This is a genomic window from Mesorhizobium sp. B2-6-2, assembly GCF_006440615.1.
Lineage (GTDB): Bacteria > Pseudomonadota > Alphaproteobacteria > Rhizobiales > Rhizobiaceae > Mesorhizobium.
In genome coordinates this window covers 71,691-98,371 of record NZ_VFUG01000017.1, presented here as the reverse complement: position 1 = coordinate 98,371, position 26,681 = coordinate 71,691, and the positions used below count along the sequence as shown (strand labels likewise).

The following is a 26,681-nucleotide window of genomic DNA, read 5'->3' as shown; positions in this document are numbered from 1 at the left end:
TGTCCGAAAGGACGACCAAGATCCACTCGGCCTCCTTCCCACTTCAACCATACACCGGAATCAACACACAGGATCCTAGGGTCTGCGCTCCGCTTCGCGTCGCTACGCCCTAGGATGACGAAATCGCGATGCCCGGCTTCCTTAACACGCGGGGTGGCGCGCCCGCTCCGCCCTAGGATGACGAAGGCGCGAGTGGCCGTCCCCTCACCCGGCCGCTGCGCGGCCACCCTCTCCCCAGGGGGAAGAGGAGGAAACCGGTCCGCCTCAATCATCATAGCTGTGCCCTGCCCTCAAGCCATCCCGCACCCGCGCGGCGATCGCCAGGAATTCAGGCGTCTCGCGGATGTCGAGCGGCCGTTCCTTTGGCAGCGTCGATTCGATGATGTCGGTGACGCGGCCCGGCCGCGGCGACATCACCACGATGCGCGTCGACAGGTACACCGCCTCGGGAATCGAATGGGTGACGAAGCAGATCGTCTTGTTGGTCCGCGCCCAGAGGTCGAGGAGCTGCTCGTTCAGATGATCGCGCACGATCTCGTCCAGCGCGCCGAACGGCTCGTCCATCAAGAGCAGGTCCGCATCGAAGGCTAAAGCGCGTGCGATCGACGCGCGCTGCTGCATGCCGCCGGAAAGCTGCCAGGGGTATTTCTTCTCGAAGCCGGAAAGGTTGACCAACTCCATCGTGCGCTTGATGCGCTCGGCCTGCTCGGCCTGGCTGAGGCCGATGATTTCCAGCGGCAGCGCCACGTTGCGCTCGATCGTGCGCCACGGGAACAAGGCCGCCGCCTGGAAGACATAGCCATAGGCGCGTTTCTCGCGCGCCTGCTCCGGCGTCATGCCGTTGACGGAGATCGCCCCGGCGGTCGCCTTCTCCAGATCGGCGATGACGCGCAGCAAAGTGGTCTTGCCGCAGCCGGACGGGCCGATGAAGGAGACGAATTCGCCCTTGCCGATGGTCAGATCGACATTGGACAGCGCCTGCACCGGACCGTCATTGGTCTGGAAGGTGAGGCCGAGCTTGCTTGCCGAAACGACGGCTGGCGGCTGTTCGGTCATTGGCTGCAGCCTGCCATACGCGGCCGCTGCCGCGCTGTCCGCAATCCGGTTGATTTTATGATAGCGTTGCTTTCCACTCGTCCTGTCCCACCCGATCGACGCCGCCCGGAGCCTTGCCGATGTCGCCTAAACCCACTTGTCGTCTCGTTCGCCCCGAAAGCACCTATCAGGGCAAGCAGGGGCTGAGCTATTTCGCCGGTATCGCCGCCGAGACCGTCGGCTCCTCCGGCATCTGCATGCATCTTCTCACCATGCCGCCCGGCGCGCGCGCCAAGGCGCACATGCATGAAAGCCACGAGACGGCCATCTACGTGCTCTCCGGCGAAGTCCACACCTGGTACGGCGACCGGCTCGAGCATCACATCGTCGTCAAGGCCGGCGACCTCTTCTACATTCCGGCGGGCGTGCCGCATCTGCCCGCCAATCTGAGCGGGGCGCCTTCTTCCGCGGTCATCGCGCGCACCGATCCCAACGAGCAGGAAAGCGTCGTGCTGCTGCCGGAACTGGATGGCCTCGTCGCTTGAGATCAGCATAGGACTGGCAATTCGCGCAACCGCCTCAGGTTGGCGCTGCCCCTCATCGCCCTGCCGGGCACTTCTCCCGGTATGGTGACCAGGACAATCGCATATGGGGTTTATCGGCGAAGGCCAACACAAGGCCGTCATCCTCGGGCTTGTCCCGAGGATCCGCCGTCGCACGCGGCTATAGCGCGACCAGTTCAGGGGCCGGTAGATCCTCGGGACAAGCCCGAGGATGACGCCAAGACATGCCGGGTTGTCCGAACTCCCAAAGCCATATGCGATTGCCCTGGCATAGTGACGGGGAGAAGGACGCCGCCTCGAAAGATTTCGCCAATCCCCAACGTTGCCAGAGGGATCGTCGAGGCGGCATTCATACCGCTTCTCCCCGTCACTATACGCGGAGAAGGTGCCGGCAGGCGGATGAGGGGCAGCGCCGACCTCGGCGATCATCGGCATCGCGCGACTTCGCCCATCACATTGCCGTCCTCGTCGGCCACGACCAGCTTTTTCGCATTCTTCGCGCTGCGCTTGATGGTGAACCTGGTCGGCTGTCCCTCTTCGCCTTCGGCCTCGCATTTTGCCGTCATTACCAGCGATCCGTCGGCCTGCGCTTGGCGGTCGCTGAAGGTGCAGGCGCTGGCCGCCGTGATCAGTTCCTTGTCGGTCAGCAGCAGCATCTTGTCGGCGGCCACTTGCTGGCCGTTCCGGTTGATGCAGCCATATTTGTCGCCGTAAGGCTTGCTGAGGTCGATGCCGGCGGCGAGCGCCTGGCCGGCGGTCAGCATCGCGGCCGCCGCGATCGCAAGATGAAGAGCCCGCATGGTCAGACCCCGGTGGCCGGAATGCCGGTTCGCTCGACCTTGCGCGGCGCGGAAATCTCCTTCCAGGTCGACAGCGCCCGGTTGACCGCGGCGTTCGGCTCGCGGGCGACGAACTCGCCATGGCCGGTTTTGGCCTTCACCTCCGCTTCCTCGATCGACAGCTCGCCGCGCGAGAAGACGAAGCGCGGCAGGCCGGTCACCTCGACGCCTTCGAAGACGTTGTAGTCAATCACCGACTGCTGGTTTTTGGCCGAGATCGTCTTCTTGCGCTTCGGATCCCACACGACGATGTCGGCGTCGGCGCCTTCGACGATCGCGCCCTTCTTCGGATACATGTTGAGAATCTTGGCGATGTTGGTCGAGGTCACCGCGACGAACTCGTTCATCGTCAGACGCCCAGTGTTGACGCCTCGCGTCCACAGAACCGGCAAGCGATCCTCGAGCCCACCGGTGCCGTTCGGGATCTTGGTGAAGTCGCCGACGCCGTTGCGCTTTTGGTTGGTGGTGAAAGAGCAGTGATCGGTCGCCACGACCTGCAGCGAGCCGGCCTGCAGGCCGGCCCACAGCGAATCCTGGTGCCATTTGCTGCGGAAGGGCGGGCTCATCACGCGGCGCGCCGCATGGTCCCAGTCCTTGTTGAAATACTCCGTCTCGTCGAGCGTCAGGTGCTGGATCAGCGGCTCGCCGAACACCCTCATGCCCTTCTGCCGGGCGCGGCGGATCGCCTCGTGGCTCTGCTCGCAGGAGACATGCACGACATAAAGCGGCACGCCGGCCATGTCGGCGATCATGATGGCGCGGTTTGTCGCCTCGCCTTCCACTTCCGGCGGACGCGAATAGGCATGGCCTTCCGGGCCGTTGTTGCCGGCGGCCAAAAGCTTTTGCGAAAGCGCCGCAACCACGTCGCCATTCTCGGCATGGACCAGCGGTAGCGCGCCGAGATCGGCGCAGCGCTGGAACGACGAATACATCTCGTCGTCATCGACCATCAGCGCGCCCTTATAGGCCATGAAATGCTTGAACGAGGTGATGCCCCGGTCGACGACTTGAGCCATCTCGTCGAACACCTGCTTGCCCCACCAGGTGATCGCCATATGGAAAGAATAATCGCAGGAGGCTTTCGAGGTCTTGTTGTCCCACATCTGCAGCGCTTCCAGCAGCGACTGCTGCGGCGCCGGCAGGCAGAAATCGACCACCATGGTCGTGCCGCCGGAGAGGGCGGCGCGCGTGCCGGATTCGAAATCGTCGGCCGAATAAGTGCCCATGAAGGGCATTTCGAGATGAGTGTGCGGATCGATGCCGCCCGGCATGACATAGCAGCCCGTGGCGTCGAACTCATGGTCGCCGTGCAGGTTGGAGCCGATGGCGACGATCTTGCCATGCTGCATCAGCACGTCGGCCTTCCAGGTGCGGTCGGCGGTAACGATGGTGCCGTTGCGGATGACTTTGGTCATATCTGTTCCCCTGTTCTTTCGCGCTTCTTTGCGAGCGGCGTTGCGAGGTGACTGGTCTAGGCGGTCATTCAACGATTCCAGCCGTCTCGACCACCGCATGGAACAGCACATCGGCGCCCGCCGCCGCCCATTCCTTGGTGATCTCCTCGGCCTCGTTGTGGCTGAGCCCGTCGACGCAGGGGCACATCACCATCGCGGTCGGCGCGACGCGGTTGATCCAGCAGGCATCGTGGCCGGCGCCGGAGACGATATTGCGATGGGAATAACCCAAGCGGTCTGCCGCATCCCGCACAGCCTTGACGCAATTCTGGTCGAAGGTGACCGGGTCGAAATGTCCGACCTGCTCGATCTCGTATTTAATGTCGAGCGCGTCGCAGATCGTGTCGATGCCCTCGCGGATGCGGCCGTCCATGGCGTCGAGCACTTCCTTTTCCGGCGAGCGGATGTCGATCGTGAAGACCGTGCGGCCGGCGATGATGTTGCGCGAGTTCGGATAGGCCTGCATGTGGCCGACCGCGCCGACGGCGTCGGGCTGGTAATCCATGGCGATCTCGTGCACCAGCTCGATCACTCGCGCCATGCCGAGCCCGGCATTGCGGCGCTTCGGCATCGGCGTCGAGCCGGTATGCGCTTCCTTGCCGATCAGCGTCACCTGCAGCCATTTCAGGCCTTGGCCGTGGGTCACGACGCCGATATCGATGCCCTCGTCCTCGAGGATCGGCCCCTGCTCGATATGCAGTTCGAAGAAGGCGTGGATCTTGCGGTCGCCAACCTTCTCGGTGCCCTTCCAGCCGATGCGTTCGAGCTCCTCGCCGAACTTTTTGCCGTCCTTGTCGACATGCTGGTAGACGTCGGCCTGGTCGAGCACGCCGGCGAACACGCCGGACGCCATCATCGCCGGCGCGAAGCGCGCGCCTTCCTCATTGGTCCAATTGGTGACGACGATCGGATGCCTCGTCTTGATGCCGAGATCGTTGAGCGAGCGCACGACTTCCAGTCCGCCCAGCACGCCGAGCACGCCGTCATACTTGCCGCCGGTCGGCTGCGTGTCGAGGTGGCTGCCGACATAGACGGGCGGCAGGCTCGGATCGGTGCCCTCGCGGCGGGCAAACATCGTGCCCATCTCGTCCAGGCCCATTTCGAGCCCCGCGGCCTCGCACCAGCGCTTGAACAAATGGCGGCCCTCGCCGTCCTCGTCGGTCACGGTCTGGCGATTGTTGCCGCCGGCAATGCCGGGGCCGATCTTCGCCATCTCCATGATGGAATCCCACAAGCGGTCTGAATTCACGCGCAGATTTTCGCCGGGTGCGGCCATTTGCGTTCCCATTTTCACCAGGGGTCTTGTCGCCCCTTGAGTGGTTTGCATCCTGACCGTATGGTCAGCTTTCAGACTACACAAGCTGACCAAGCGGTCAACGAGAATCTTGGGGGAGACATGAGCGAATCCACCCGTCCCATGCGGCGACAGGACATAAGGCGGGAGAATGAAAAAGCAATTCTGCTCGCTGCCGAAAAGGTGTTCGCGGAAGCCGGGTTCGGCGGCGCCACGATGCAGCTGATTGCCGATCTGGCGGGGCTGCCGAAGGCTAATCTCCACTATTATTTCGCCACCAAGGAAGAGCTCTACCGGTCCGTCGTCCAGAACATTTTCGAGATCTGGCTGCAGGCGGCCAATTGCTTCGACGCGGCGCGCGGCCCGGTGGACGGCATCAGCGCCTATATCGACGCCAAGATGGAAATATCGCGCCGCCACCCGGACGGCTCGAAGGTCTGGGCCTCGGAGGTTATGCACGGCGCGCCGGTGCTTCAGGACTATATGGAATCGACGCTGCGCGAATGGACCGACGGCCGCGTCGAGATCATCAGGCGCTGGATCGAGGAGGGCAAGATGGACCCGGTCGACCCGCGTCATCTGCTTTACATGCTCTGGGCCACGACCCAGCATTACGCCGATTTCGGCCACCAGATCGAGACGCTGAACGGCGGCAAGTCGCTGTCGGACCGGCAATGGCGGGAAGCCAAGGAAAACATCAAGCAGGTGATCCTGACCGGCATCGGCGCGCAGCCCGCCTGATTGACTGCCATCGCAACAAACGATCGGTGGGTGCGACCCGCCGACCTGCCTGCGTGCTTCGCACGCTTGTGCTATTCCTTCAATTCATCGAGGAACATTTGCGCCAGCCGCGGCTCCCCTGGCCGATTAGGCCCGCGTTCCGCCCTCAGTTCAGCCAGTCGCTGCATCGGCGCAAACAGGTCGACAAAACCCATTTCTTCCCGAACCGCGACAAGCTCATCGCCTATCGCGGCGAGCCGCTTTGCACTTTCCGGCACATACCGGCTTTCAAGGGAGGCGGGAAGCGTTCCTTCGTTCTGGCCGAACAGTCCCCATCTGCCATCCGCGCAGTCGCGAAGCGCAACCAGCAAGGCAGCGGAATAGGCAGCCTCGAGAGACCGCCTTTCCTTTTCCAAAGCTGCTTCGCGCTTGGCAGAGACCATTCCCGGAGCTTCCTAGTCGATCGACCTCAGCACCTCACGCACATGGTCGATCAGCTCGTTGATCTGGCCTTTGGTGATGATCAGCGGCGGCGACAGCGCGATGATGTCGCCGGTGGTGCGGATCAGCGCGCCGCGTTCGAACGCCTTGACGAAGGCCGAGAAGGCCCGCTTGGTCGGGCTGCCGGCGATCGGCGCCAGCTCGATCGCGCCGATCAGGCCGATGTTGCGGATGTCGATGACATGCGGCTCGCCCTTCAGCGAATGCAGCGCGTCTTCCCAGTAAGGCGCCAGTTCCTCGCCGCGGGTCAGCAGGCCCTCTTCCTTGTAGGTGTCCAGCGTGCCGAGCGCCGCGGCGCAGGCGATCGGATTGCCCGAATAGGTGTAGCCGTGGAAAAACTCGATCATGTGCTCCGGGCCGGTCATGAAGGCGTCGTGGATCTCCTTCTTGACGAACACCGCGCCCATCGGGATGACGCCGTTGGAGACGCCCTTGGCGGTGGTCATGATGTCCGGCGTGACGCCGAAATAGTCCGCCGCGAATGGCGCGCCGAGGCGGCCGAAGCCGGTGATCACTTCATCGAAAATCAACAATATGCCGTGCTTCGTGCAGATTTCCCGAAGTTTCTGCAGATAGCCCTTCGGCGGCAGGATGACGCCGGTGGAGCCGGCGACCGGCTCGACGATGACGGCAGCGATGGTCGAGGCGTCATGCAAGGTGACGAGACGCTCCAGCTCATTGGCGAGCTCGGCGCCATGCTCCGGCACGCCCTTCGAGAAGGCGTTCTTCTCCGGCAGATGCGTGTGCGGCAGATGGTCGACGCCGCCGAGCAGCGTGCCGAACATCTTGCGGTTGGAGACGATGCCGCCGACCGAGATGCCGCCGAAATTGACGCCGTGATAGCCGCGCTCGCGGCCGATCAGGCGGGTGCGCGAGCCCTCGCCGCGAACGCGGTGATAGGCGATCGCCATCTTCAGCGCGGTGTCCACCGATTCCGATCCGGAATTGGTGAAGAAGACATGGTCCATGCCCTTGGGCGCGATGTCGACCAGCCGGTTCGCCAGCTCGAACACGATCGGGTGGCCCATCTGGAAAGCCGGCGCGTAGTCGAGCTCGGCAGCCTGGTTCTGGATGGCCTCGGTGATCTTCGGCCGGCAGTGGCCGGCGTTGACGCACCACAGGCCCGCAGTGCCGTCGAGCACCTTGCGGCCGTCGCTGGTGGTGTAATGCATGTCCTTGGCGGACACGAACATGCGCGGCGCCTGCTTGAACTGGCGGTTTGCCGTGAACGGCATCCAGAATGCGCTGAGATCGTTCGGCGTGACTTTCAGCCGGTTGGACATGACCAGGACTTCCCCTTGTAAGCGTGTTTCGGTGCGGCCAACGCTTGGTCTTCGCTGCGTTTTCGTGCTACGCAAATTTTTGACCGATTGGACAAACGTTAGCACCGCCTGTCGGCGGTCAGGGGATTACTAGCGGAAATGCGGCATAAAAAGCGCGCTCCACAGCCCAAGGAAAAACTGGTCCAGACAATTGGTCCAGAGAGCCCGCGCGAAGACGGCCGGCAAGGATGACGGCGGCGATGGAAGGCTCCGCTCCCCGCCGCACCCGTATCCAGCAGGAAAAGCGCGAGCTGATCCTCGAAGCCGCGCTCGGGGTCTTCTCCGCCAATGGTTTTCGCGGCTCGACCATCGACCAGATCGCCGAAGCCGCCGGCATGTCGAAGCCCAACCTTCTCTATTACTTCCGCCGCAAGGAAGACATTCACGAGACGTTGATGCAGCGTCTCCTCGACACCTGGCTGGCGCCGCTGCGCGAGCTGGACGACATCGGCGATCCGCTGACGGAGCTCAGAAGCTACATCCGCAGGAAGCTGGAGATGGCGCGCGATTTTCCGCGCGAAAGCCGGCTGTTCGCCAACGAGATCCTGCAAGGCGCGCCGCGCATCAAGCCGATGCTGGAGGGCGAGCTGAAGACGCTGGTCGACGAGAAGGCCGCCGTCATCAAGGGCTGGATGCGCGCCGGCAAGATCGCCCGCACCGATCCCTGGCACCTGATCTTCTCGATCTGGGCGACGACGCAGCACTATGCCGATTTCGACGTCCAGGTCCGCGCCGTGCTTGGCCCCGATCGCGGCGGCGACGGCCGCTTCGAGGACGCAGCGCGGTTCCTGGAGCAGCTGTTCCTGGATGGGCTGAAGCCGAAGGATTAGCCCCGCTCGCCATAACGGCCCAACGGGCTGGAACACCTTGCGAGCCGTTTGCCTATCGCTGCCCTTGCAGATTGGCCGCAGCCCCTCAGCTTCGTCATCCACGGGCGGAGCAAGGAGCGAAGCGACGCGGCGCAGACCCGAGGATCCATTCCGTGACCTCGAAGCGCCGCTACCGTCCAGAATTCTGCACCGCTGCACCCACCGCGGAGGTAACGGAATGGATTCTCGGGTCTGCGCGTCCGCTTCGCTCCCGCTCCGCCCGTGGATGACGAGGGGCCTCACGCGCTGCGCCGCTCTATCGGAAGCCCCTCCAGCAGCTTCTTCAGCTTGGCAACCGAGTTCTGCTCCGCCAACGGCGTGTAGACGATCAGCCGCATGTCCGAGCCGTCGTCGATCGACAGGCTCATATGCTCGAACGTCATCGCGCCGGCGATCGGATGCCGCAGATGCTTCAGGCCGGAGAGCCGATGCACCACATCGCGCTGCGGCCACCATTCGCGGAATTCGGGGCTTGAGCGCATCATCAACTCGATCAGCCGTTCGAAATCCGGATCGCCGGTGTATTTCGCGCTCTCGGCGCGGAAGGCGGCAAGGGTCGCGCGCGCCAGCTGTTCCCAATCCACCAGCAGATGCCGCCGGTGCGGATCGGTGAAGACGCCGTGGATGATGTTGCGGGCGTCGCCCTCCAGCAGGCCGTAATCACCGAAAATGGCGACGGCCGCGTCGTTCCATGCCAGCACGTCCCAGCGCGGGCCGACGACATAGGCGGGCTGCAGGACCAGGCTCTGCAGCATGTGCAGCAGCGGCCCCTCGACCTTTCCCTGCACGATGCGCCGCCGCTCCGGCTGCTGGCGGCCGGCGAGCGTGAACAAATGCCGTTTTTCAGCGTCGTCGAGCCGTAGCGCCTCGCTGAGCGCGGTCAGCACCTCGACCGAAGGCCGCACATCCCTGCCCTGCTCCAGCCAGGTGTACCAGGTGGTGCCGACGCCGGCGATCATCGCCACTTCCTCGCGCCGCAGGCCCGGCGTGCGCCGCCGCGCCCCGCAGGCGATGCCGGCGGTATCCGGCGAAAGCCGCTCGCGACGGGAACGCAGGAAGGCGCCGAGCTCGCGCCGGCGGTGATCTTCGGGAGAATGGGTAACGGCGTCCATGCGCCTATTATAGCAGTACCGATACCAGGATAAAGTTTGAACTGTTTGAGCCCCGCGCGATGTCCCATCTTTGCGTTCAGAGCAGCGCAAGGAGGCTCCGGACATGGAACTCAACGACAAGACAATTCTCGTCACCGGCTCGACCGATGGCGTCGGCCGCGTGGTCGCCGAGCGGCTCGGCGCCGCCGGCGCCCGCGTGCTGGTGCATGGCCGCGACGAAGGCCGAGGCAAAGCCACCGTTGCCGCCATAGAGGCAAAAAGCGGCAAGGCGGAATTTCTCGCCGCCGATCTCGCTTCGCTTGCCGAAGTGCGCCGCCTCGCCGAAGCGGTGTGCGCCAGGACCGATCGGCTCGACGTCCTGATCAACAATGCCGGCGTCGGCACCGGCGGCCAGGCCGCCAGCCGGCAGGTCAGCGCCGACGGCTATGAGCTGCGCTTCGCCGTCAACTATCTCGCCGGCTTCCTGCTGACGTCGGAGCTCTTGCCGCTCATTAAGGCAAGCGCGCCGGCGCGCATCGTCAACGTCGCCTCGGCCGGCCAGCAGGCGATCGATTTCGACGACGTCATGCTGACCCAAGGCTATAGCGGCGTGCGCGCCTACTGCCAGAGCAAGCTGGCGCAGATCCTGTTCACCGTCGATCTGGCCGAGCAGCTCGACGGTACCGGCGTCACGGTCAATGCTTTGCACCCGGCAAGCTACATGGACACCACCATGGTCCGGCAGGCGGGCGTGACGCCATGGAGCTCGGTCGAGACCGGCGCCGACGCCATTCTCAACCTGGCAACATCGCCGGCGCTCGAAGGCCGCAGCGGCCTTTATTTCGACGGCCAGCGTGAATCGCGCGCCGACGCCCAGGCCTATGACGAGAAAGCCCGCAGCCGGCTGCGCGCGCTTAGCCTCGAATTGATCGGACAAGCTTCCGCAACCTCCAGGGAAAAGCACTCATGAGCGAGACCACCGAACACTGCGTCATCATCGGCGGCTCGTCCGGCATCGGCCTTGCCACGGCCAAAAGGCTAGTCAGTCCTACGATGAAAGTCACGATCACTGGCCGCAGCGAGGAGAAGCTGAAGAGCGCCCGGAAAAGCCTCGACGGCACCGTCGACAAGGCAGCGTTCGACGCCACCAAGCCGGACGAGGTCCGGAATTTCTTCGAGCGCCTCGGGCCGTTCGATCACCTGGTTCTCGCCGCCAGCGGCGGCAAGGGACTGGGACCGTTCGCGACGCTCGACCTCGCCGATATCGGCAGCGGCGTCGATGAAAAGATCCGGCCGCAACTCTCCTGCCTGCAGGCGGCCCTGCCGACCTTGAACAAAGCCGGCTCGGTGACTTTCATCTCAGCCGTGTCGGCGCAGATTGCCGCGCCCGGCGTCGCCGGCATCGGCGCCATCAACGGCATGCTGTTGACCGTCGCGCCGATCCTGGCCGTCGAGCTGAAGCCTTTGCGCGTCAACGTCGTGGCGCCCGGCGTCATCGACACGCCCTGGTGGGACTTTTTGCCGGACGACCAGCGGCAGGCAGTGTTTGCCGACTATGCCGGCAAGACCCCGGTCGGCCGCATCGGTCGCGCCGAGGACGTCGCCGAAGCGATCGCCTTCCTGGTCTCGAACAGCTTCATGACAGGCCAGGTGCTGACCTGCGATGGCGGCCTGCGCTACGCGGCCTAGCCCGGACGCTCGCGGCCGCGGCAGCGCGGCCGCCTACATGCTCTGCGCGATCAGCGCAAGGAACCCACCGGCCAAGGCAACATTGCTGACGACGTTGTTGATGCGAGATGTGCGGTCCGCGCCTTGATGGTCCCAGAAATTGTGGAACATCGGCGTCGCGACGATGAGGAAGACGATCAGCGCGGCTGCCGCCAAAGCGGTCCCAAAGGCCGGCGATTACCAGCGCCCCGGCCGCGATCTGCAGCACGATGCCCAGCCACAGAGCCAGCATCGCCTGTGGGACACCACGCGCAGCCATCAGCGAGGCGACCAGCTTTCTGTTCTGGATGTTGCGCAGGCCGGCAAAGACGAAAGCGCCGCCAAGCAGCAGCCGCGCCACGGCCAGAATCTCGCTCTGGAAATTCTCAAACATGTCGTTGACCTCAAATCAAAAAAGCGTGGGCCCGTCACAGACCCACGCTGTCGTCGGATAAACTCAGGCGGCCTTGGCGGCCGGCATCGGATGAATGGCGTGGAAGGGAATGCACAGCCGGTTCCACGTGTTGATCATGCCGAGCGCGACCGAGAGCTTGACCAGTTCCTCTTCCGAGAAATGCTCGAGCGCGCGGGCGTAGAGCTCGTCCGATACGCCATTGTCGGCGATCAACGTCACGGCTTCGGTCCATGCAAGGGCGGCTCGTTCGCGCTCGGAAAACAGCGGCGATTCCTTCCAGGCCGCGACGAGATAAAGCCGGGTCTCGGTCTCGCCGTCGCACCTCGCCTCGCGACTGTGCATTTCGACGCAATAAGAGCAGCCATTGATCTGCGAGGTCCTGAGCTTGATCAGGTGCAGGAGGCTCACTTCCAGCCCGCATTCGTCGACGGCCTTGTTGAGCGCCGACACCGCCTTCATGATTTCCGGCGCCTGGGCAAAGAACTGCAGTCTCGGTTTCATCGTCTTTCTCCTTTCAGGCTTGGGGTGGTTTAGAGGTTCAAATCTGCTTCGGTGAAGCGGATTTCTGGCGCCGCTGGTGACGCTCGACGAAGGCGCAACTCGCGGCATAGGACCGCGGATCGCCCTCGGCCGCGTACTCCGCCACGATGTCGGACAGCTTCACTTCGGCGAGCGCCGCCCGATAGGCGCGCTCGGCCTTGAGCATGGCGGCGTTGATGCCGCAGGGCTTCACATAGGCCGAAGCGTCGAGCTTGATCGGGCCGCGCTGTCGGATCTCGCCGCAGCGAAAGGCGGGCTCCCTGCCCTCCACTGCAAGCACAATGTCGAGCAGCGTGATGCGCTCGGCCGCCCGCGCCAGCCTGTAGCCGCCCGCCGGCCCCGGCATCGATTCCAGGATGCGCGCCGCCGTGAGCTGGTTGAGATGTTTCAGGAGATAGCTCGGCGACAGCCCGAAGCACTCAGCAAGCGCCGCGCCCGGCATGGTGCTGTTGCCATCGACGCTGGCCAGCGTCGCCGCGCAATGGATGGCCGCCTCAACGCCATCGCCCAGTTTCATTGTGCTGATCTCCTAATCATGGATAATTATTATCATGGATATTTTTTATCTGCAATATGGATCCACGAAATTCCCGGTCAGGCGGCCCACGGGAGCGTAGGATTTCTGCGAAGATTGGCGCTGCCCCTCATTGCCCTGCCGGGCATTTCTCCCCGTATAGTGACGGGGAGAAAGCAGCCTTCATCGAGGATTTCGCCAATTGTCAGCGTTGCAGGAAGGCGCCTAAGGCGCCGCAACTTGCCTTCTCCCCGTTTACGGGGAGAAGGTGCCCGAAGGGCGGATGAGGGGCGGCACGGACCTCTGTAATCGAGGCGCCGCGCCACACAAAGTCGCCCCGCGCAAGCATAGGGCGATTGAACTAAACCTTGGAAGAACCCTACTCCGCGGCCACCTTGGCCATCGGATTGTTGGGGTGCGTCGTCCAGTTGGCGTAGATCGGCGACACCGGCAAGCCGGTGCGCTGGTCGAGCACGCCGGCGGCCAGCGGCTGCATGGTGATGCAGCCCTCCACCGGGCAGACATTGACGCAGAGATTGCAGCCGACGCATTCGGCTTCGATCACCTCGAAATGCCTCACACCATCGACCATGCTGGTGATCGCCTGGTGCGAGGTGTCCTCGCAGGCGATGTGGCAGCGGCCGCATTTGATGCAGGCATCCTGGTCGATATGCGCCTTGGCGACATAGTTGAGGTTGAGATACTGCCAGTCGGTGACGTTGAGCGTGGCGCGGCCGATGATGTCGGAGAGCGAGGCGTGGCCCTTCTCGTCCATCCAGTTCTCCAGCCCCGCGATCATCTCCTGCACGATCTTGAAGCCATAGGTCATCGCCGCCGTGCAGACCTGCACATTGCCGGCGCCGAGCGCCATGAATTCGGCGGCGTCGCGCCAGGTGGTGATGCCGCCGATGCCGGAGATCGGCAGACCATGCGTTTCCGGATCGCGGGCGATCTCGGCCACCATGTTCATGGCGATCGGCTTCACCGCCGGGCCGCAATAGCCGCCATGCGAGCCCTTGCCATCGATGGTCGGCTGCGGCGCGAAATTGTCGAGATCGACGCCGGTGATCGAGTTGATGGTGTTGATCAGCGACACTGCATCGGTGCCGCCGGCATGCGCTGCGCGCGCCGGCTTGCGGATGTCGGTGATGTTGGGCGTCAGCTTGGTGATGACCGGCATGCGCGTGTACTGCTTGCACCAGCGCACCACCATCTCGATATATTCCGGCACCTGGCCGACCGCCGAACCCATGCCGCGCTCGCTCATCCCGTGCGGGCAGCCGAAATTGAGCTCGATGCCGTCGGCGCCGGTCTCCTCGACCAGCGGCAGGATCGCCTTCCAGCTCTCCTCCACGCACGGCACCATGATCGAGGCGATCAGCGCCCGGTCCGGCCAGTTCATCTTGACCTGCTTCATCTCGCGCAGATTGGTCTGCAGGTCGCGGTCGGTGATCAACTCGATATTGTTGAGGCCCAGCAGCCGGCGATCGGCGCCCCAGATCGCGCCATAACGCGGGCCGTTGACGTTGACGACCGGCGGGCCCTCCTCGCCCAGCGTCTTCCACACCACGCCGCCCCAGCCGGCCTTGAAGGCGCGCTCGACATTGTAGGCCTTGTCGGTCGGCGGCGCAGACGCCAGCCAGAACGGGTTGGGCGATTTGATGCCGACGAAATTGTTGCGGATGTCTGCCATGCTCATGCCCTCCCGTTAGAGGCCAGTGCCCGGTGGATGCTCTCGGCCGCGTCGCGCCCTTGCGCCACTGCCGAGACAGTCAAATCGTCGCCGCCGAAAATGCAGTCGCCGCCGGCCCAGACCTTGCCCAGCGAGGTCCGGCCTTCGGCGTCGACCTTGATGCGGCCGCCTTCGAGCTCGATCTGTTCCGCACTGCCGTTGAGATGCGCCGGCACAAAGCTCTGGCCGATCGCCTTCAACACCTGGTCGGCATTGAGCCGCAGCGTCTCGCCGGTGCCGATAAGCTTGTCGCCGCTCAGGGCGGTGTATTCGAGCTCGATGGCCGACACTTTGCCGTTTTCGGCAATGACGCGCTTGGGCTGCAGCCAGTGGCGGATGGTGACACCGTTGGCGGCGGCCAGATCCTGCTCGAACTCCGAAGCATTCATGTGCTCCTGGCCGCGCCGGTAGCAGATCGTCACCTCTTCGGCGCCGAGCAGCTTGGACTGCACCGCGGCGTCGACCGCCGTCATGCCGCCGCCGATGACGATGACGCGCCGGCCGACCGGCAGGCCGGAAAGATCGCTCGCCTGCCGCAATTCCGAGATGAACTCGACGGCATTGAGGACGCCGTCGACATCCTCGCCTTCGGCGCGCAAAGCGTTGACGCCGCCAAGCCCCATGCCGAGGAACACCGCGTCGTAGTTGCGGATCAGGTCGGCAAGCTGGAAGTCGCGGCCGAGCGCCTTGCCGTTCTGGATGTCGATGCCGCCGATCGCGGTGACGTAGTCCACTTCCGCCTGGGCGAAATCGTCGACGCTCTTGTAGGCGGCGATGCCGTATTCGTTGAGCCCGCCGGCCTTCGGCCGCGCCTCGAGGATCGTCACCTCATGGCCGCGGTGGGCAAGCCGATGCGCCGCCGCCAGCCCCGCCGGCCCAGCGCCGACCACGGCAATGCTCTTTCCGGTCGGCTCGGCGCGTTTGTAGAACTGCTTGCCCTCGCCCATCGCGACATCGGTGGCGTAGCGCTGCAGCCGGCCGATCTGCACCGGCTTGCCTTCGGCGACCTCGCGCACGCAGACCTCTTCGCACAGCGTCTCGGTCGGGCAGACGCGGGCGCACATGCCGCCGAGGATGTTCTGGTCGAAGATCGTCTTGGCCGAGCCCAGAGGATTGCCGGTGGCGATCTGCCGGATGAACAGCGGGATGTCGATCGAGGTCGGACATGCATTCATGCATGGCGCGTCGTAGCAGAAATAGCAGCGATCGGACTCGACCAGCGCCTCATGATGATCGAGCGGCGGATGCAGGTCGGAAAAATTGTCGGCATATTGCTCGGACGACAGCCGGCCGCCGGCAATGCCTTCGATGAAATGACCAGTCGCCATTCCAATTCCCCTTGTTGTCGTTTTGGGGAAGGCTAGCACGTTTTATTTTTTTATCAATTGGTCAATTTTCGGCCAAGTCACTGTATTGCTTGCACAAAAACATGATAAACATAGTCATGTTATAGCCGGCTCGGCAACCTCAGCTGTGTCATGGCTTGTGACGCTGTGGCCATGGACCAACCGGATCTCGTCCGCCACCAGTTCCTGCAGCCGCCACAGATTGCGGTCATGGATGCCGAAGGTCTCGAGGTGGCTGACGGTATTGTAGAGGTATTCGGCACCCGAGCCGACATGGCCGCACGCGCGTGCCAGTATCTTTGCTACGCTTTCCAGCGGCTGCCCGAGCGAAGTGCCCTTGCCGGTCACACCGACCCAAAAACCGAGTGCCCGCACCGATCCTTGCGCGGTGCGCACCGGAACCCACCGGACCGAGCTGACGGACTCGTGGTCGTCGATTTCACGCCGCAGCAATCTCTCGATCTGGGCTGGTTTCTCGCCATCCGGCAAACGATAGATGACGCCGTCGCAGCGTCCGCCGCGTTCGAGCGCCATCATCAATCCAGGCTGCTCGCGGCTGCCGCGCCAGCGCTTTATGTCGAGGCAGAACGAGCGGTGCCAGCCATGCGCCGCCGCGCGCCGTTGCTCGACGGACTCGAAGGCCGGCTTCCAGATCAGCGAGCCATAGGCGAACACCCACAACGGACCGTCGTCGGCTTCGCCGGACAGGCGCATGGCGAGCGTCTGGAAATCATCATCGCTTAGCTGTGTCCAGCTGCCATCGGGACCAGGGTCGACCTCGTCGCGATGGCACAAAGCTACGAGCTCTGGCGTGAGCGACATTCGACGCATGAAGACAGCCCCCTCTTTGAGGGCAGCAAAGTCGAAAAGCGCCGGATACGCAAGATCGTGGGCCCAATGCATGTCACTCAGAAGTGTGCAGCGGCTCTGGGACAACGATATGCATCAAAACAAAGACTTGAAGCGCGCCGCCTGAATCCGTTTCAGCGAGACGCGATTTAAGCCGCTTGCCGTCCTCGAATTCTGGCCCAGATGTCGGATTCCTGTCGTCAGGATCGTCCTAAGATGGATCGAACAAACGATCGCTGCCTGAACCCGTGAGGAGACCGACCATGCCGAAATCCCCGCAACCTTTCTTCTGGTACGAGTTGATGACCACCGACCTCGACGCCGCCGAGGCTTTCTACACCGCCGTTGTCGGCTGGCGGGCCGAGCCCTTCGACAAGGCGCCCGGCATGCCCCGCTACGTCGTGGTGAATTCCAGCGTGCGCGGCGTCGGCGGGCTGATGACGATGCCGGAAGAGCCCGCCAAGATGGGCATGCCGCCAGCCTGGATGGGTTACATCTACACCAAGGATGTCGACGCCTCGACGCAAGCGCTCAAGGACGCCGGCGGTGCCGTCCACCGTGCACCGGACGACATTCCGGGCGTCGGCCGCTTCGCCGTCGTCGCGGACCCGCAAGGGGCTTCCTTCATGTTCCTGCAGCCCAATCAGGCCGAGCAGCCGCCGGTGCCGGCAACCACGCCTGGCCATGTCGGCTGGCATGAGCTCTACACCTCGGACTGGAAAGCGGCTTTCGACTTCTATTCCAGTCAGTTCGGCTGGGAGAGCGCCGGCCAGTTCGACATGGGCGAGATGGGCATCTACCAGACTTTTAGCGCCGGCCCCGAATCCGGCGGCGGCATCATGAACAAGCCGCCGCAGATGCCGGTTCCCGTCTGGCAGTTCTATTTCAACGTCGACGCCATCGACGCCGCCGCCAAGCGCGTCACCGACAATGGCGGCAAAGTCATCATGGGTCCGATGGACGTGCCGAGCGGCCAGTGGATCATCCAGTGCCAGGACCCGCAAGGCGCGCATTTCGCGTTGCTGGCGCCGGTGCGATAACAGCACTATTCGATGGGCTGGCGCTGGATCACTCCGGCGTCAGCACCGCCAGCTTCAGATCGGCTTTCCTGGCGCCGCTGAGCTGGACGACGGCCGCTCCGCCCTGGAGCTTGAAACGCACGCTTTTACGAATGCCCGGGCAGGTCTTCACGCCGCTGAAAGCCGCCGATTTCACGATCTTGCCATCCTGCACGACATCGATCCAGACCTCGTCGGACAGGCTGAACTGCAACTCGCCTTCAGGTGGCACGGTCACATTTGCCGTCGCGCCGAAGGTGCCGGCTTTCGGTGCGCGGTCAGGCGGCACTTCAAAGCTGACCGCGTCGACAGCCGCGAGCGAGAAATCCACCGCTTGGCCGACCGTCAGGGTGGCGCCGGATTGGGCGGCGGGTGCGGCCGGAAACAGGGCCTGCTCACGTTCAACCGGCCATTTGAAGGCGTCGCAGCCGGTATCCGCGGCTGCGGCGAAGCTGGTGCCTGCAAGGATGGCGAATAGGCTGATGACGACTTTTCTCATGGTTAAGGGACCTGCCTGGTTTGATGCGTCACCCTGGTAATACAACCATAAGGGTAGATATGCAACCATAGAGAGAAGAAATATGGGATTGAAACCATTTCCACTCACCGATTGTTGATGGCAGGCCATGGGATGTGAGTGGTCCGTCGCCGGGCGATAATCTAAGGCCCGAGCGGGGTAAAATGGAGTTTTGGATGAAGCTTTTCGAAAGCCTAGCTCAGTACAGCCCGCAGGCGCTGGGTGTGTTGCGCATCATGACCGCCTTGCAGTTCGTCGAACACGGCTCGCAGAAACTGTTCAACTTCCCGGTCAGCGCCGAGCCGCACGTTCTCACCGGCCTGACGACGGCTGCCGGCATTCTCGAATTCGCCGGCGGCATCCTGCTGGCGCTCGGCCTCTTCACCCGCCCGGTCGCATTCCTCCTGGCCGGCGAAATGGCGATCGCCTATTTCATGGCGCACATGCCGCGCGACTTCTTCCCCGTCAACAACGGCGGCGATTCGGCGATCTCCTTCTGCTTCATCTTCCTCTACCTGATCTTCGCCGGGTCCGGCGCCTTCGCGCTGGATAACCGCCGCAGCGCCTGAAGCATCGAAGGGTGCGCGCCTAGAGGTTTTTTGTTTTGACGCAATTCCGGACCGGAAAACCGCTTCGCACTTTTCCCGGAATTGCTCTAGAGCATGATCCCGAAAAGTGGGAACCGGTTTTCGGAAAAGATCATGCTCCAACAAAGAGTTAGAGCAGGATGATGATTCAACGAAACGTCATCCTGCTCTAACCGCGCATCCGCTCGAAATTGGCGTCGAACAGCGGCGCCGCCTGGATGCGCGCCGCATGGCGCTTGCCGAGGATCTCGATCTCGAAACCGTCCGGTCTGTCGGCGATCTCCTTGGGCACATAGCCCATCGCGACCGATTTCTTCGAGTGATGCGCATAGCCGCCCGAGGTAACCCAGCCGCGCACAACGCCGCCGTGCCAGATCGCCTCGTCGCCGATCACATCGGCATCGGTGGCCTCGACGATGAAGGCGCGCAGCCTGAGCTTGCCGCCCTCTTTGCGCTCGGCAAGGGCTGCCTCCTTGCCGATGAAATCGGCGTCCTTGCCATAGGCGACGAAGCGGTCGAGCCCGGCCTCAAGCGGCCCATAGATCGGCCGGTACTCGCGCGCCCATGAGCCGTAGTTCTTCTCGAGCCTCAGCGCATTGAGCGCGCGCGAGCCGAATAGGCCGATGCCTGACGCTTCGCCCGCGGCCAGCAGCGCCTCGTATGCGGCGCGCTGATATTCGGGCGCCACCCATATCTCGTAGCCGAGATCGCCGGTGTAGCTGACGCGTCCGACCAGGCACGGCGCCATGCCGATATCCATCCGCGCAACCGCCATGAAAGGGAACGCCGCGTTGGAGACATCGGCGCGGGTCACTTTGGCGAGCACCTCCCTCGCCTTCGGCCCGGCGATGGCGAGACCCGCGAGCTTTTGGCCCAGCGCCTCGATTTGCACCGAGCCGTCGTTCGGCAGATGCGCCTCGAACCAGCGCATGTGGTACTGCTCGGCGATGCCGGAGCCGGCGATGAACCATTCGCCGTCGTCAATATTGGCTAAAGTGAAATCGCCGATCAGCCTGCCGTCTTCCTTCAGCATCGGCGCCAGGGTCATGCGGCCGCGCTTTGGCAGCCTGCAGGCAAGCATGCGGTCGAGCCAAGCGGCCGCGCCCTCGCCCGTCACCTTGTATTTGGCGAAGTTCGAGATCTCCGACAGGCCGACGCCGTCGCGTACCGCCGCGACTTCCTTTGCAACATGGTCGAAGTCGGTCGAGCGCCGCCAGGAAAACTCGTCCTTGACGCCTTCCGGCGCATACCAGAGCGGCACTTCGAGCCCATAGGACACGCCCCATTGCGCGCCCTTGGCCGACAGCGTGTCATAGACCGGCGTCGTCTTCAGCGGCCGCCCGGCCGGCAGTTCCTCATTCGGGAAGCGGATCGAGAAACGACGCGAATAATTCTCGCGCACCTTGGCGTTGGTATAGGCCATAGTCGCCCAGTCGCCGTAGCGCGCCACGTCCATAGCCCAGATGTCGGCGCCCGGATCCCCCTCGATCATCCAGTTGGAGAGCGCGAGCCCCACGCCGCCGCCCTGGCTGAAACCGGCCATGACGCCGCAGGCGACCCAGAAGCCGGGCAGGCCGCGCACCGGACCGACCAGCGGATTGCCGTCGGGGGCGAAGGTGAAGGGGCCGTTGATGATCTGCTTGATGCCGGTCTTCTGGAAGGCCGGGAAATGGCGGAAGCCGACTTCGAGCGACGGCGCGATGCGGTCGATGTCCGGCTCCAAAAGCTCATGGCCGAAATTCCAGGGTGTGGAAAATTCCGACCAGACCTTGTTGGCCTTCTCGTAAGTGCCCATCAGCATGCCGCCGCGCTCTTGGCGCAGATAGAGCTCGCCGTCGAAATCGACGGCGTGGATGATCTCGGTGCCGGTCTTGTTGTTCCAGTCTGCAACCTCCGGCATGTCCTCGGTGATCAGGTACATGTGCTCCATGGCCAGCACCGGCAGCTCCAGGCCGACCATGCGGCCGACCTCGCGCGCCCACAGACCGCCGGCATTGACGACGTGCTCGGCAATGATATCGCCCTTGTTGGTGATGACGCGCCATAAGCCGTCCGGACGGCGCACGATGTCCTCGACCTTGGTGAAGCGCTCCACCTCGGCCCCCAGTTTCCGCGCCGCCTTGGCATAGGCATGCGTCACGCCGGACGGGTCGAGGTGACCGTCCTCCTTGTTGCGCACGGCGCCGACGAATTGGCTGGGATCGATGAGCGGCATCAATTCCGCCGCTTCCTTGGCCGAGATCACTTCGAGGTCGATGCCGAGATAGCGGCCCTTGGACACCACGCCGCGCAGCCAGTCGAGCCGCGCTTCGGTCGCCGCCAGCAGTACACCGCCCGTGAGGTGCACGCCGGTGGCCTGTCCCGACAGCTCCTCGATCTCCTTGTAGAGCGAGATCGTGTATTTCTGCAGCTTGGCAACGTTGGGGTCGCCGTTGATGGTGTGCATGCCGCCGGCCGCGTGCCAGGTCGACCCCGACGTCAGCTCGTCGCGCTCCAAAAGCACGACATCGGTCCAGCCATGGCGGGCAAGGTGGAACAGCACCGAGCATCCGACGACACCGCCGCCGATGACCACGACCTTTGCATGCGACTTCATGGGTTTCTCGTTGGTTCAGTGAGTTGAGAGATTGAAATGAATCAGGACGGGAAGCTGTTCCCTCACGGCTCGCCCTGTCCGATCGCTTCCTTGCGGCGCGCCATATAGGCTTCGAGCGCTTCGCGCACAGAGGGATCCATGGCCGGCTGGACATACTCCTCCAGCGCTTTCTTCCAAAGCCTGGTCGCGCGCGCCGTCGTGTCGAGGGCGCCCGCCTCCTGCCAGGCCTCGTAATTCTGCCAGTTGGAGAGCATCGGCTGGTAGAAGGCGGTGGCGTAGCGCTCCAGCGTGTGCGGCTCGCCGAAGAAATGGCCGCCGGTCGGCACCGCGCCGAGCGCCTCGACCGCGAGCTCCGCCTCGTCGACGACGATCGGCCGCAAGAATTCCATCATGTGCTGGATCATCTCGACGTCGATGATGAGCTTTTCGAACGAGGCTGTCAGCCCGCCCTCCTGCCAGCCGGCGGCATGGTAGACGAGATTGCCGTGGCCGAGCACCGCGCCCCACAAGGCCATCAGCGTCTCGTAGGCGCCTTGCGCATCGGCGGCATTGGAGGCGGAGCCCGGCGTCGTGCGATAAGGCAATCTGTAGCGCCGCGCCAGCTGTCCCGAAGCGATGTTGGCTTTGGTGTTTTCCGGCGTGCCGAAGGCCGGCGCGCCCGACTTCATGTCGACATTGGAGGTGAAGGCGCCATACATCACCGGTGCGCCCGGACGCACCAGCTGCGTCAGCACGATGCCGAACAGCGCCTCGGCGTTCTGCTGCGCCAGCGCACCGGCCAACGTCACCGGGCTCATCGCCCCCATCAGCGTGAACGGCGTCACCGCCACCGACTGCCCGTATTCGGCCATGGTCATCAGCCCTTCGGCCATCATCTCGTCGAAGCGGCGCGGCGAGTTGACCGAAATGATGGTGGTGACGCCGGGATCCTCTCCCATCTGCTCAAGCGTCAGCCCGCGCGCGATCGCCATCATCTCGATGCCGTCGAGCGCCCTGCCCCGCCCAATCGCCGAGACGTGGAAACATTTGTCGGTCAGCGTCAGATTGGCGAAATAGGTGTCCATATGCCTGGTATTCGCCGGCAGCTCGATCGGCGCGCAGACCTGGTTGCCCAGCATGTGGATGCAGTTGAAATGCTGCGCCAGCCGCACAAGGTCTGAATAATCCGCAAGATTGCCGGCGCGACGGCCGCGCTCCATGTCGTGCACATTGGGCGGGCCGGCGACGAGCGTGAAGTTGATGGTGCTGCCGCCAAGATGAATGGCGTGGTCTGGGTTTCGGGGCGTCAGCGTATAGGCCGAGCGCGTCGACTTCAGCACCTCCTCGACCATGCCGCGATCGATGCGCACGTTCATCGAGCCGTGGTCGACCTTGGCGCCGGCGCGCTCGAACAGCGACAGGGCGCGTGCGCTCATCACCTCGATGCCGAAATTCTCCAGTATGTGCATCGATGCCTGGTGGATGGCTTCGACCTGGTCGGCCGACAGCAGCGCCATGGGCGGATAGGGATTCTCCACCCGCCGCGCCGGCAGTTGCGGGATGGCGGCTGGTCCCCGGTTGCTGGTGCGCTCGGCGCCGCGCTTGCGTCTTGGTTCGCTCATGCCCGCATCAGAGCGCCGGCATCGCATGCGGGCTGTCAGGAATTCGCCATTTGCCGGCGTGATTTTAGCCAAGGCGGCATTTTTCAAAATCGATGAAAAGAATAGCGACACACACGGTCGCAATATCGATATTCGGTTTTTCGCGCCTCCCGCGCCCGCGTTAAGGAACCGCGCAACACTCCTTTTATGATTTCGGCCTATTCGTCTTCCAATGCGTAGGTCGAGTTTTAGTAAAATTGTCGCTGTTTCCGTGCTGCTGGCGCTTTCGGCCTGCGCGACGGCGCCCAGCCACATCAACAATGTCTGCGCGGTCTTCGACCAGAATGATGGCTGGTTCGACAACTGGCAGTCCGCCGCCGAACGGACCGAGCGGAAATACGGCGTTCCCGTCCCCGTGCTGATGGCGACGGTGCGCAAGGAATCCGGCTTCAAGAGCAATGCCCGCCCGCCGCGCACCAAGCTGCTCGGCTTCATCCCGTGGACGCATGTCTCGAGCGCCACCGGCTACTCGCAGGCGCTCGACGGCACCTGGTCTCAATATCAAAGCGAGACCGGAAACTGGACGGCGCGCCGCACGCGCTTTGCCGACGCCATCGATTTCGTCGGCTGGTACCACTCAAAGACGGCCGATACGTTCGGGGTCGCCCGCAACGACACCTACAATCTCTACCTGGCCTACTATCTCGGCTGGACCGCCTATGGCCGCGGCAATCGCGGCGACGCCGGCGTTCAAGGCTACGCGCGCGCCACCGACCAGATGGCGCGCGATTACGCCGCGCAGATGCGGCAGTGCGGCAGCTAGTTCCTCAACACGGTGATTTGAAAGATTGAAGGCTTGTCGGGCAAGGCTATCAACGCAAACGCTGGCGATGAGCTGAAGGCTCCTGAACCTCGTCATTCTAGGGCGGAGCAAGGAGCGTAGCGACGCGCGCAGACGCTAGAATCCATTCCGTTACCTAGACCGAAGTGTGTAACGGTGCAGAATTTCTGGGCCGCCGCGGCGCTTCCATGTCACGGCATGGATCCTCGGGTCTGCGCGCGTCGCTACGCTCCTTGCTCCGCCCGTGGATGACGATCACGATAGGCGTCTCGGCCAATCGCCAAGGCATGGGCTTTGCCAACGCACACATAACCAACCGGTCAAAACTTCTATGTTAAGGAACCGGGTCTAGTGCCGTCTTGTCGTGTCCTTCGGCCTTGAAACACCGGTTTCCGAATCCTCGTCGCGCACTTCGTGGCGACGGGCTTTGAGCACCTCGTCGTTTTCGACGCCCTCTCCGGTCGCATCGGCCTCCGCGCTGGCGTTCTTGCCGTCGGGGCGCTGCGGCGGCGAACCGGCAAAGCCCGGCCCCTCGCCGTGCGGCGCATCATCCGGCACGCCCTCATGCGCGGCATGTTCCTTGTCGAACTTGATGACCGGCTCCATCTTCGCCAGCACGTCGTCGGCAAGCCAGCAAAGGCTCATATGGCCGTCGCCGAGATTCTTCACCGGCGGCACCTTGGTCTCGCACAGATTGTCGGGCACCAGCTTCTTATAGCCGCAGCGCGTCTGGAACGGGCAGCCGGTCGGCGGGTTCATCGCCGAGGGAATGTCGCCTTCCAGCACGATATGCTTCTTGACCACGCTGGTGTCGGCGATCGGGATCGCCGATAGCAGCGCCTCGGTATAGGGATGGTAAGGCGGCGAGAATATCTGATCGGTCGTCCCTTGCTCGACGATGTAGCCGAGATACATGACGACGACGCGGTCGGCGATGTAGCGCACCACCGACAGATCGTGGCTGATAAACAGCATCGTCGTCTTGTTCTTGCGCTGGATGTCCATCAACAACTCGGTCACCGCCGCCTGCACCGAGACGTCGAGCGCCGAAACCGGCTCGTCGGCCACCACCACCTTGGCGTCGCCGGCAAAGGCGCGCGCGACGCCGATACGCTGCTTCTGCCCGCCCGACAACTGGCGCGGCTTGCGCGTTTCGAAGGCGCGCGGCAGCTTCACCAGGTCGAGCAGTTCCAGCATCCGCTGGCGCCGCTCGGCGACTGTCTTGCCGACTTTGAATTTCTCCAGTGTGCGGATGATCTGCGAGCCGACCGTGTGGCTGGGGTTCAGCGTGTCGAACGGATTCTGGAACACCATCTGGATCGAAGACACCGTCTCGACATTGCGGCGCTCGATGCCGGTCGACTGGATCTCCTTGTTGCCCAGCGTCACGGTGCCGGAGCTTGCGGTCTCCAATCCCAGAAGCACCTTGGCGAGCGTCGACTTGCCGCAGCCGGATTCGCCGACGATCGCCACCGTCTCGGATTCGCGCGCGGTGAACGAGATCGTCTCGTTGGCCTTGACGACGCGGCCTTCGCTGGAGCCGAACACCTCGCTGCCGCCGACCTTGTAGTATTTCTTAAGATCATCGATCTTGAGCACCGGCGCGCCGGGCTCGACCTTTTCGTTGACCTTCTTGGCACCGGGCGGCAGCGCCTCCCAGTCGATCTCGTTGAACCGCACGCAGCGCGAGAAATGGCCCTCATGGCCCTCGACCGGGATCATCGGGATTTCCGCGGCGTTGCAGACGCCCTCGACGAAATGGTGGCAGCGCGGCCCGAAATTGCAGCCCTTCGGCCGCTCATGCGGCAGCGGCAACTGTCCAGGAATGGAGATCAGCGGCCGCGAATTCTTGTCGGCGCCAGGCAGCGGGATCGAACGGAACAGCCCCTGCGTGTAAGGGTGGCGCATCCGGTCGAACACGTCCTCGATCTTGCCGGTCTCGACCGCCTCGCCCGAATACATCACCGTGATTTTGTCGCAGGTCTCGAGGATAAGGCCGAGATTGTGCGACACGAAGATCATCGAGGTGCCGAACTTCTCGCCCAGACCCTTGACCAGCTCGACGATGCCGGCCTCGACGGTGACGTCGAGCGCCGTCGTCGGCTCGTCGAGCAACAAGAGCGCCGGCTTGGAAAGCAGCGCCATGGCGATGACGATGCGCTGCTGCTGGCCGCCGGACAGCTGGTGCGGATAGGAGCGCATCATGCGCTCCGGATCGGGCAGCCTCACCGCCCGCACCATCTCCAGCGCGCGATTATGCGCCTCTTCCTTCGACACCTTGTCATGGATCAGCGGCACTTCCATCAGCTGCTGGCCGATCTTCATCGCCGGATTGAGGCTCGCCATCGGCTCCTGGTAGATCATGGCGATCTTGTTGCCGCGGATCGAGCGCAGCTCATCCTCGGAGAGCTCGCCCATGTCCTTGCCCTGGAACTTGATCTTTCCGCCGACGATCTTCCCGATGTTGGAAAGGTCGCGCATGATGCCGAGCGACACGGTCGACTTGCCGCAGCCGGACTCGCCGACGATGCCCATCGCCTCGCCGGGCATGACCGTGCAGGAAAAATCCATCACGGCCGGGATCTCGCCCTTGCGGGTGAAGAAGGAGATCGAGAGGTTCTCGATCTCGATGATCGGCTGACTGGTCGCCTTGGCTGGATCTCGAACTGCCTCGTTCATGGGTCGCTCCAATCCTTGGTCCTTGGAAGATG

Annotated in this window: 24 protein-coding genes and 1 pseudogene; 8 read left to right on the top strand and 17 right to left on the bottom strand. The window is 63.6% G+C overall.

Annotated elements, in window-relative coordinates; genetic code table 11:
- Nucleotides 1–264 precede the first annotated feature (264 nt).
- Nucleotides 265–1,056, bottom strand: a complete 792-nt coding sequence (locus tag FJ419_RS25025) for an ABC transporter ATP-binding protein (protein ID WP_140699430.1) — start codon at nucleotides 1,054–1,056, stop codon at nucleotides 265–267.
- Nucleotides 1,057–1,169: 113 nt separating this feature from the next.
- Here FJ419_RS25025 and FJ419_RS25020 point away from each other — a divergent pair, with 113 nt between their 5' ends.
- Complete coding sequence (locus FJ419_RS25020; protein ID WP_181170801.1) at nucleotides 1,170–1,580, top strand: cupin domain-containing protein; 411 nt, start codon at nucleotides 1,170–1,172, stop codon at nucleotides 1,578–1,580.
- Nucleotides 1,581–2,023: 443 nt separating this feature from the next.
- Here the strand turns inward: FJ419_RS25020 and FJ419_RS25015 are convergent, their stop codons facing one another.
- From FJ419_RS25015 to FJ419_RS25005, 3 genes are all read right to left on the bottom strand, one after another.
- On the bottom strand, nucleotides 2,024–2,398 hold the full coding sequence (locus FJ419_RS25015; RefSeq protein ID WP_140699424.1) for a hypothetical protein: 375 nt from the start codon (nucleotides 2,396–2,398) through the stop codon (nucleotides 2,024–2,026).
- 2 nt (nucleotides 2,399–2,400) lie between these two features.
- Nucleotides 2,401–3,852: a dihydropyrimidinase gene (hydA, locus tag FJ419_RS25010; RefSeq protein WP_140699421.1), complete on the bottom strand. Its 1,452-nt coding sequence runs from the start codon at nucleotides 3,850–3,852 to the stop codon at nucleotides 2,401–2,403.
- Nucleotides 3,853–3,916: 64 nt separating this feature from the next.
- The gene (locus tag FJ419_RS25005; RefSeq protein ID WP_140699418.1) at nucleotides 3,917–5,167 is read right to left on the bottom strand and encodes a Zn-dependent hydrolase; all 1,251 of its coding nucleotides are present in this window, start codon (nucleotides 5,165–5,167) and stop codon (nucleotides 3,917–3,919) included.
- Nucleotides 5,168–5,287: 120 nt separating this feature from the next.
- Here FJ419_RS25005 and FJ419_RS25000 point away from each other — a divergent pair, with 120 nt between their 5' ends.
- Nucleotides 5,288–5,926, top strand: a complete 639-nt coding sequence (locus FJ419_RS25000; RefSeq protein WP_140699415.1) for a TetR/AcrR family transcriptional regulator — start codon at nucleotides 5,288–5,290, stop codon at nucleotides 5,924–5,926.
- Between the two features lie 71 nt (nucleotides 5,927–5,997).
- On the opposite strand, the gene FJ419_RS24995 is transcribed toward FJ419_RS25000, so the two are convergent.
- Together FJ419_RS24995 and FJ419_RS24990 are read right to left on the bottom strand one after the other, a co-directional pair.
- The gene (locus FJ419_RS24995; protein WP_140546682.1) at nucleotides 5,998–6,348 is read right to left on the bottom strand and encodes a hypothetical protein; all 351 of its coding nucleotides are present in this window, start codon (nucleotides 6,346–6,348) and stop codon (nucleotides 5,998–6,000) included.
- A 12-nt stretch (nucleotides 6,349–6,360) separates the two neighbouring features.
- Nucleotides 6,361–7,689: an aspartate aminotransferase family protein gene (locus FJ419_RS24990; protein WP_140546683.1), complete on the bottom strand. Its 1,329-nt coding sequence runs from the start codon at nucleotides 7,687–7,689 to the stop codon at nucleotides 6,361–6,363.
- Nucleotides 7,690–7,928: 239 nt separating this feature from the next.
- On the opposite strand from FJ419_RS24990, the gene FJ419_RS24985 reads away from it, so the two are divergent.
- Nucleotides 7,929–8,558: a TetR family transcriptional regulator C-terminal domain-containing protein gene (locus tag FJ419_RS24985; RefSeq protein WP_140699412.1), complete on the top strand. Its 630-nt coding sequence runs from the start codon at nucleotides 7,929–7,931 to the stop codon at nucleotides 8,556–8,558.
- Nucleotides 8,559–8,836: 278 nt separating this feature from the next.
- Here FJ419_RS24985 and FJ419_RS24980 read toward each other — a convergent pair whose 3' ends face one another.
- Entirely contained in the window at nucleotides 8,837–9,709 is an 873-nt protein-coding gene (locus FJ419_RS24980) for a helix-turn-helix transcriptional regulator (RefSeq protein ID WP_140699409.1), read from the bottom strand.
- 103 nt (nucleotides 9,710–9,812) lie between these two features.
- On the opposite strand from FJ419_RS24980, the gene FJ419_RS24975 reads away from it, so the two are divergent.
- Both FJ419_RS24975 and FJ419_RS24970 read left to right on the top strand, forming a co-directional pair.
- Nucleotides 9,813–10,658, top strand: a complete 846-nt coding sequence (locus FJ419_RS24975) for an SDR family oxidoreductase (protein ID WP_140699406.1) — start codon at nucleotides 9,813–9,815, stop codon at nucleotides 10,656–10,658.
- A complete protein-coding gene (locus FJ419_RS24970) occupies nucleotides 10,655–11,377 on the top strand; it encodes an SDR family oxidoreductase (RefSeq protein WP_140699403.1) in 723 nt (240 codons plus the stop codon). Before FJ419_RS24975 ends, FJ419_RS24970 begins: the two co-directional genes overlap by 4 nt.
- Nucleotides 11,378–11,410: 33 nt before the next feature.
- Here the strand turns inward: FJ419_RS24970 and FJ419_RS24965 are convergent.
- The 6 genes and pseudogenes from FJ419_RS24965 to FJ419_RS24935 form a co-directional block, all read right to left on the bottom strand.
- Nucleotides 11,411–11,789, bottom strand: a pseudogene (locus FJ419_RS24965) (DoxX family protein).
- A gap of 63 nt (nucleotides 11,790–11,852) precedes the next feature.
- Nucleotides 11,853–12,311 carry a carboxymuconolactone decarboxylase family protein gene (locus tag FJ419_RS24960; protein ID WP_140699401.1) on the bottom strand — a complete coding sequence of 153 codons (459 nt, stop codon included), beginning with the start codon at nucleotides 12,309–12,311 and terminating at the stop codon, nucleotides 11,853–11,855.
- A gap of 37 nt (nucleotides 12,312–12,348) precedes the next feature.
- Nucleotides 12,349–12,867, bottom strand: a complete 519-nt coding sequence (locus tag FJ419_RS24955; protein WP_140699392.1) for an Rrf2 family transcriptional regulator — start codon at nucleotides 12,865–12,867, stop codon at nucleotides 12,349–12,351.
- Between the two features lie 376 nt (nucleotides 12,868–13,243).
- A complete protein-coding gene (preA, locus tag FJ419_RS24945) occupies nucleotides 13,244–14,557 on the bottom strand; it encodes an NAD-dependent dihydropyrimidine dehydrogenase subunit PreA (RefSeq protein WP_140699389.1) in 1,314 nt (437 codons plus the stop codon).
- A 2-nt stretch (nucleotides 14,558–14,559) separates the two neighbouring features.
- Nucleotides 14,560–15,924 (bottom strand): NAD(P)-dependent oxidoreductase, encoded by a 1,365-nt coding sequence (locus tag FJ419_RS24940; RefSeq protein WP_140699386.1) that lies wholly within the window; start codon nucleotides 15,922–15,924, stop codon nucleotides 14,560–14,562.
- Nucleotides 15,925–16,038: 114 nt separating this feature from the next.
- Nucleotides 16,039–16,773 (bottom strand): gamma-glutamylcyclotransferase, encoded by a 735-nt coding sequence (locus FJ419_RS24935; protein WP_140699383.1) that lies wholly within the window; start codon nucleotides 16,771–16,773, stop codon nucleotides 16,039–16,041.
- Between the two features lie 281 nt (nucleotides 16,774–17,054).
- On the opposite strand from FJ419_RS24935, the gene FJ419_RS24930 reads away from it, so the two are divergent.
- On the top strand, nucleotides 17,055–17,831 hold the full coding sequence (locus FJ419_RS24930; RefSeq protein ID WP_140699380.1) for a VOC family protein: 777 nt from the start codon (nucleotides 17,055–17,057) through the stop codon (nucleotides 17,829–17,831).
- Nucleotides 17,832–17,859: 28 nt separating this feature from the next.
- Here the strand turns inward: FJ419_RS24930 and FJ419_RS24925 are convergent, their stop codons facing one another.
- The gene (locus tag FJ419_RS24925; RefSeq protein WP_348642828.1) at nucleotides 17,860–18,477 is read right to left on the bottom strand and encodes a hypothetical protein; all 618 of its coding nucleotides are present in this window, start codon (nucleotides 18,475–18,477) and stop codon (nucleotides 17,860–17,862) included.
- Between the two features lie 65 nt (nucleotides 18,478–18,542).
- On the opposite strand from FJ419_RS24925, the gene FJ419_RS24920 reads away from it, so the two are divergent.
- On the top strand, nucleotides 18,543–18,935 hold the full coding sequence (locus FJ419_RS24920; protein ID WP_140699377.1) for a DoxX family protein: 393 nt from the start codon (nucleotides 18,543–18,545) through the stop codon (nucleotides 18,933–18,935).
- A gap of 187 nt (nucleotides 18,936–19,122) precedes the next feature.
- On the opposite strand, the gene FJ419_RS24915 is transcribed toward FJ419_RS24920, so the two are convergent.
- Together FJ419_RS24915 and FJ419_RS24910 are read right to left on the bottom strand one after the other, a co-directional pair.
- On the bottom strand, nucleotides 19,123–21,549 hold the full coding sequence (locus FJ419_RS24915) for an FAD-dependent oxidoreductase (protein ID WP_140699374.1): 2,427 nt from the start codon (nucleotides 21,547–21,549) through the stop codon (nucleotides 19,123–19,125).
- A gap of 62 nt (nucleotides 21,550–21,611) precedes the next feature.
- On the bottom strand, nucleotides 21,612–23,150 hold the full coding sequence (locus FJ419_RS24910; protein WP_140699371.1) for a trimethylamine methyltransferase family protein: 1,539 nt from the start codon (nucleotides 23,148–23,150) through the stop codon (nucleotides 21,612–21,614).
- A 211-nt stretch (nucleotides 23,151–23,361) separates the two neighbouring features.
- Between FJ419_RS24910 and FJ419_RS24905 the strand changes: the two genes are divergently transcribed.
- The gene (locus FJ419_RS24905) at nucleotides 23,362–23,952 is read left to right on the top strand and encodes a hypothetical protein (RefSeq protein ID WP_140699368.1); all 591 of its coding nucleotides are present in this window, start codon (nucleotides 23,362–23,364) and stop codon (nucleotides 23,950–23,952) included.
- A 366-nt stretch (nucleotides 23,953–24,318) separates the two neighbouring features.
- Here the strand turns inward: FJ419_RS24905 and FJ419_RS24900 are convergent, their stop codons facing one another.
- Nucleotides 24,319–26,649, bottom strand: coding sequence for an ABC transporter ATP-binding protein (locus FJ419_RS24900; protein ID WP_140699365.1), 2,331 nt, complete (start codon nucleotides 26,647–26,649; stop codon nucleotides 24,319–24,321).
- Nucleotides 26,650–26,681 lie beyond the last annotated feature (32 nt).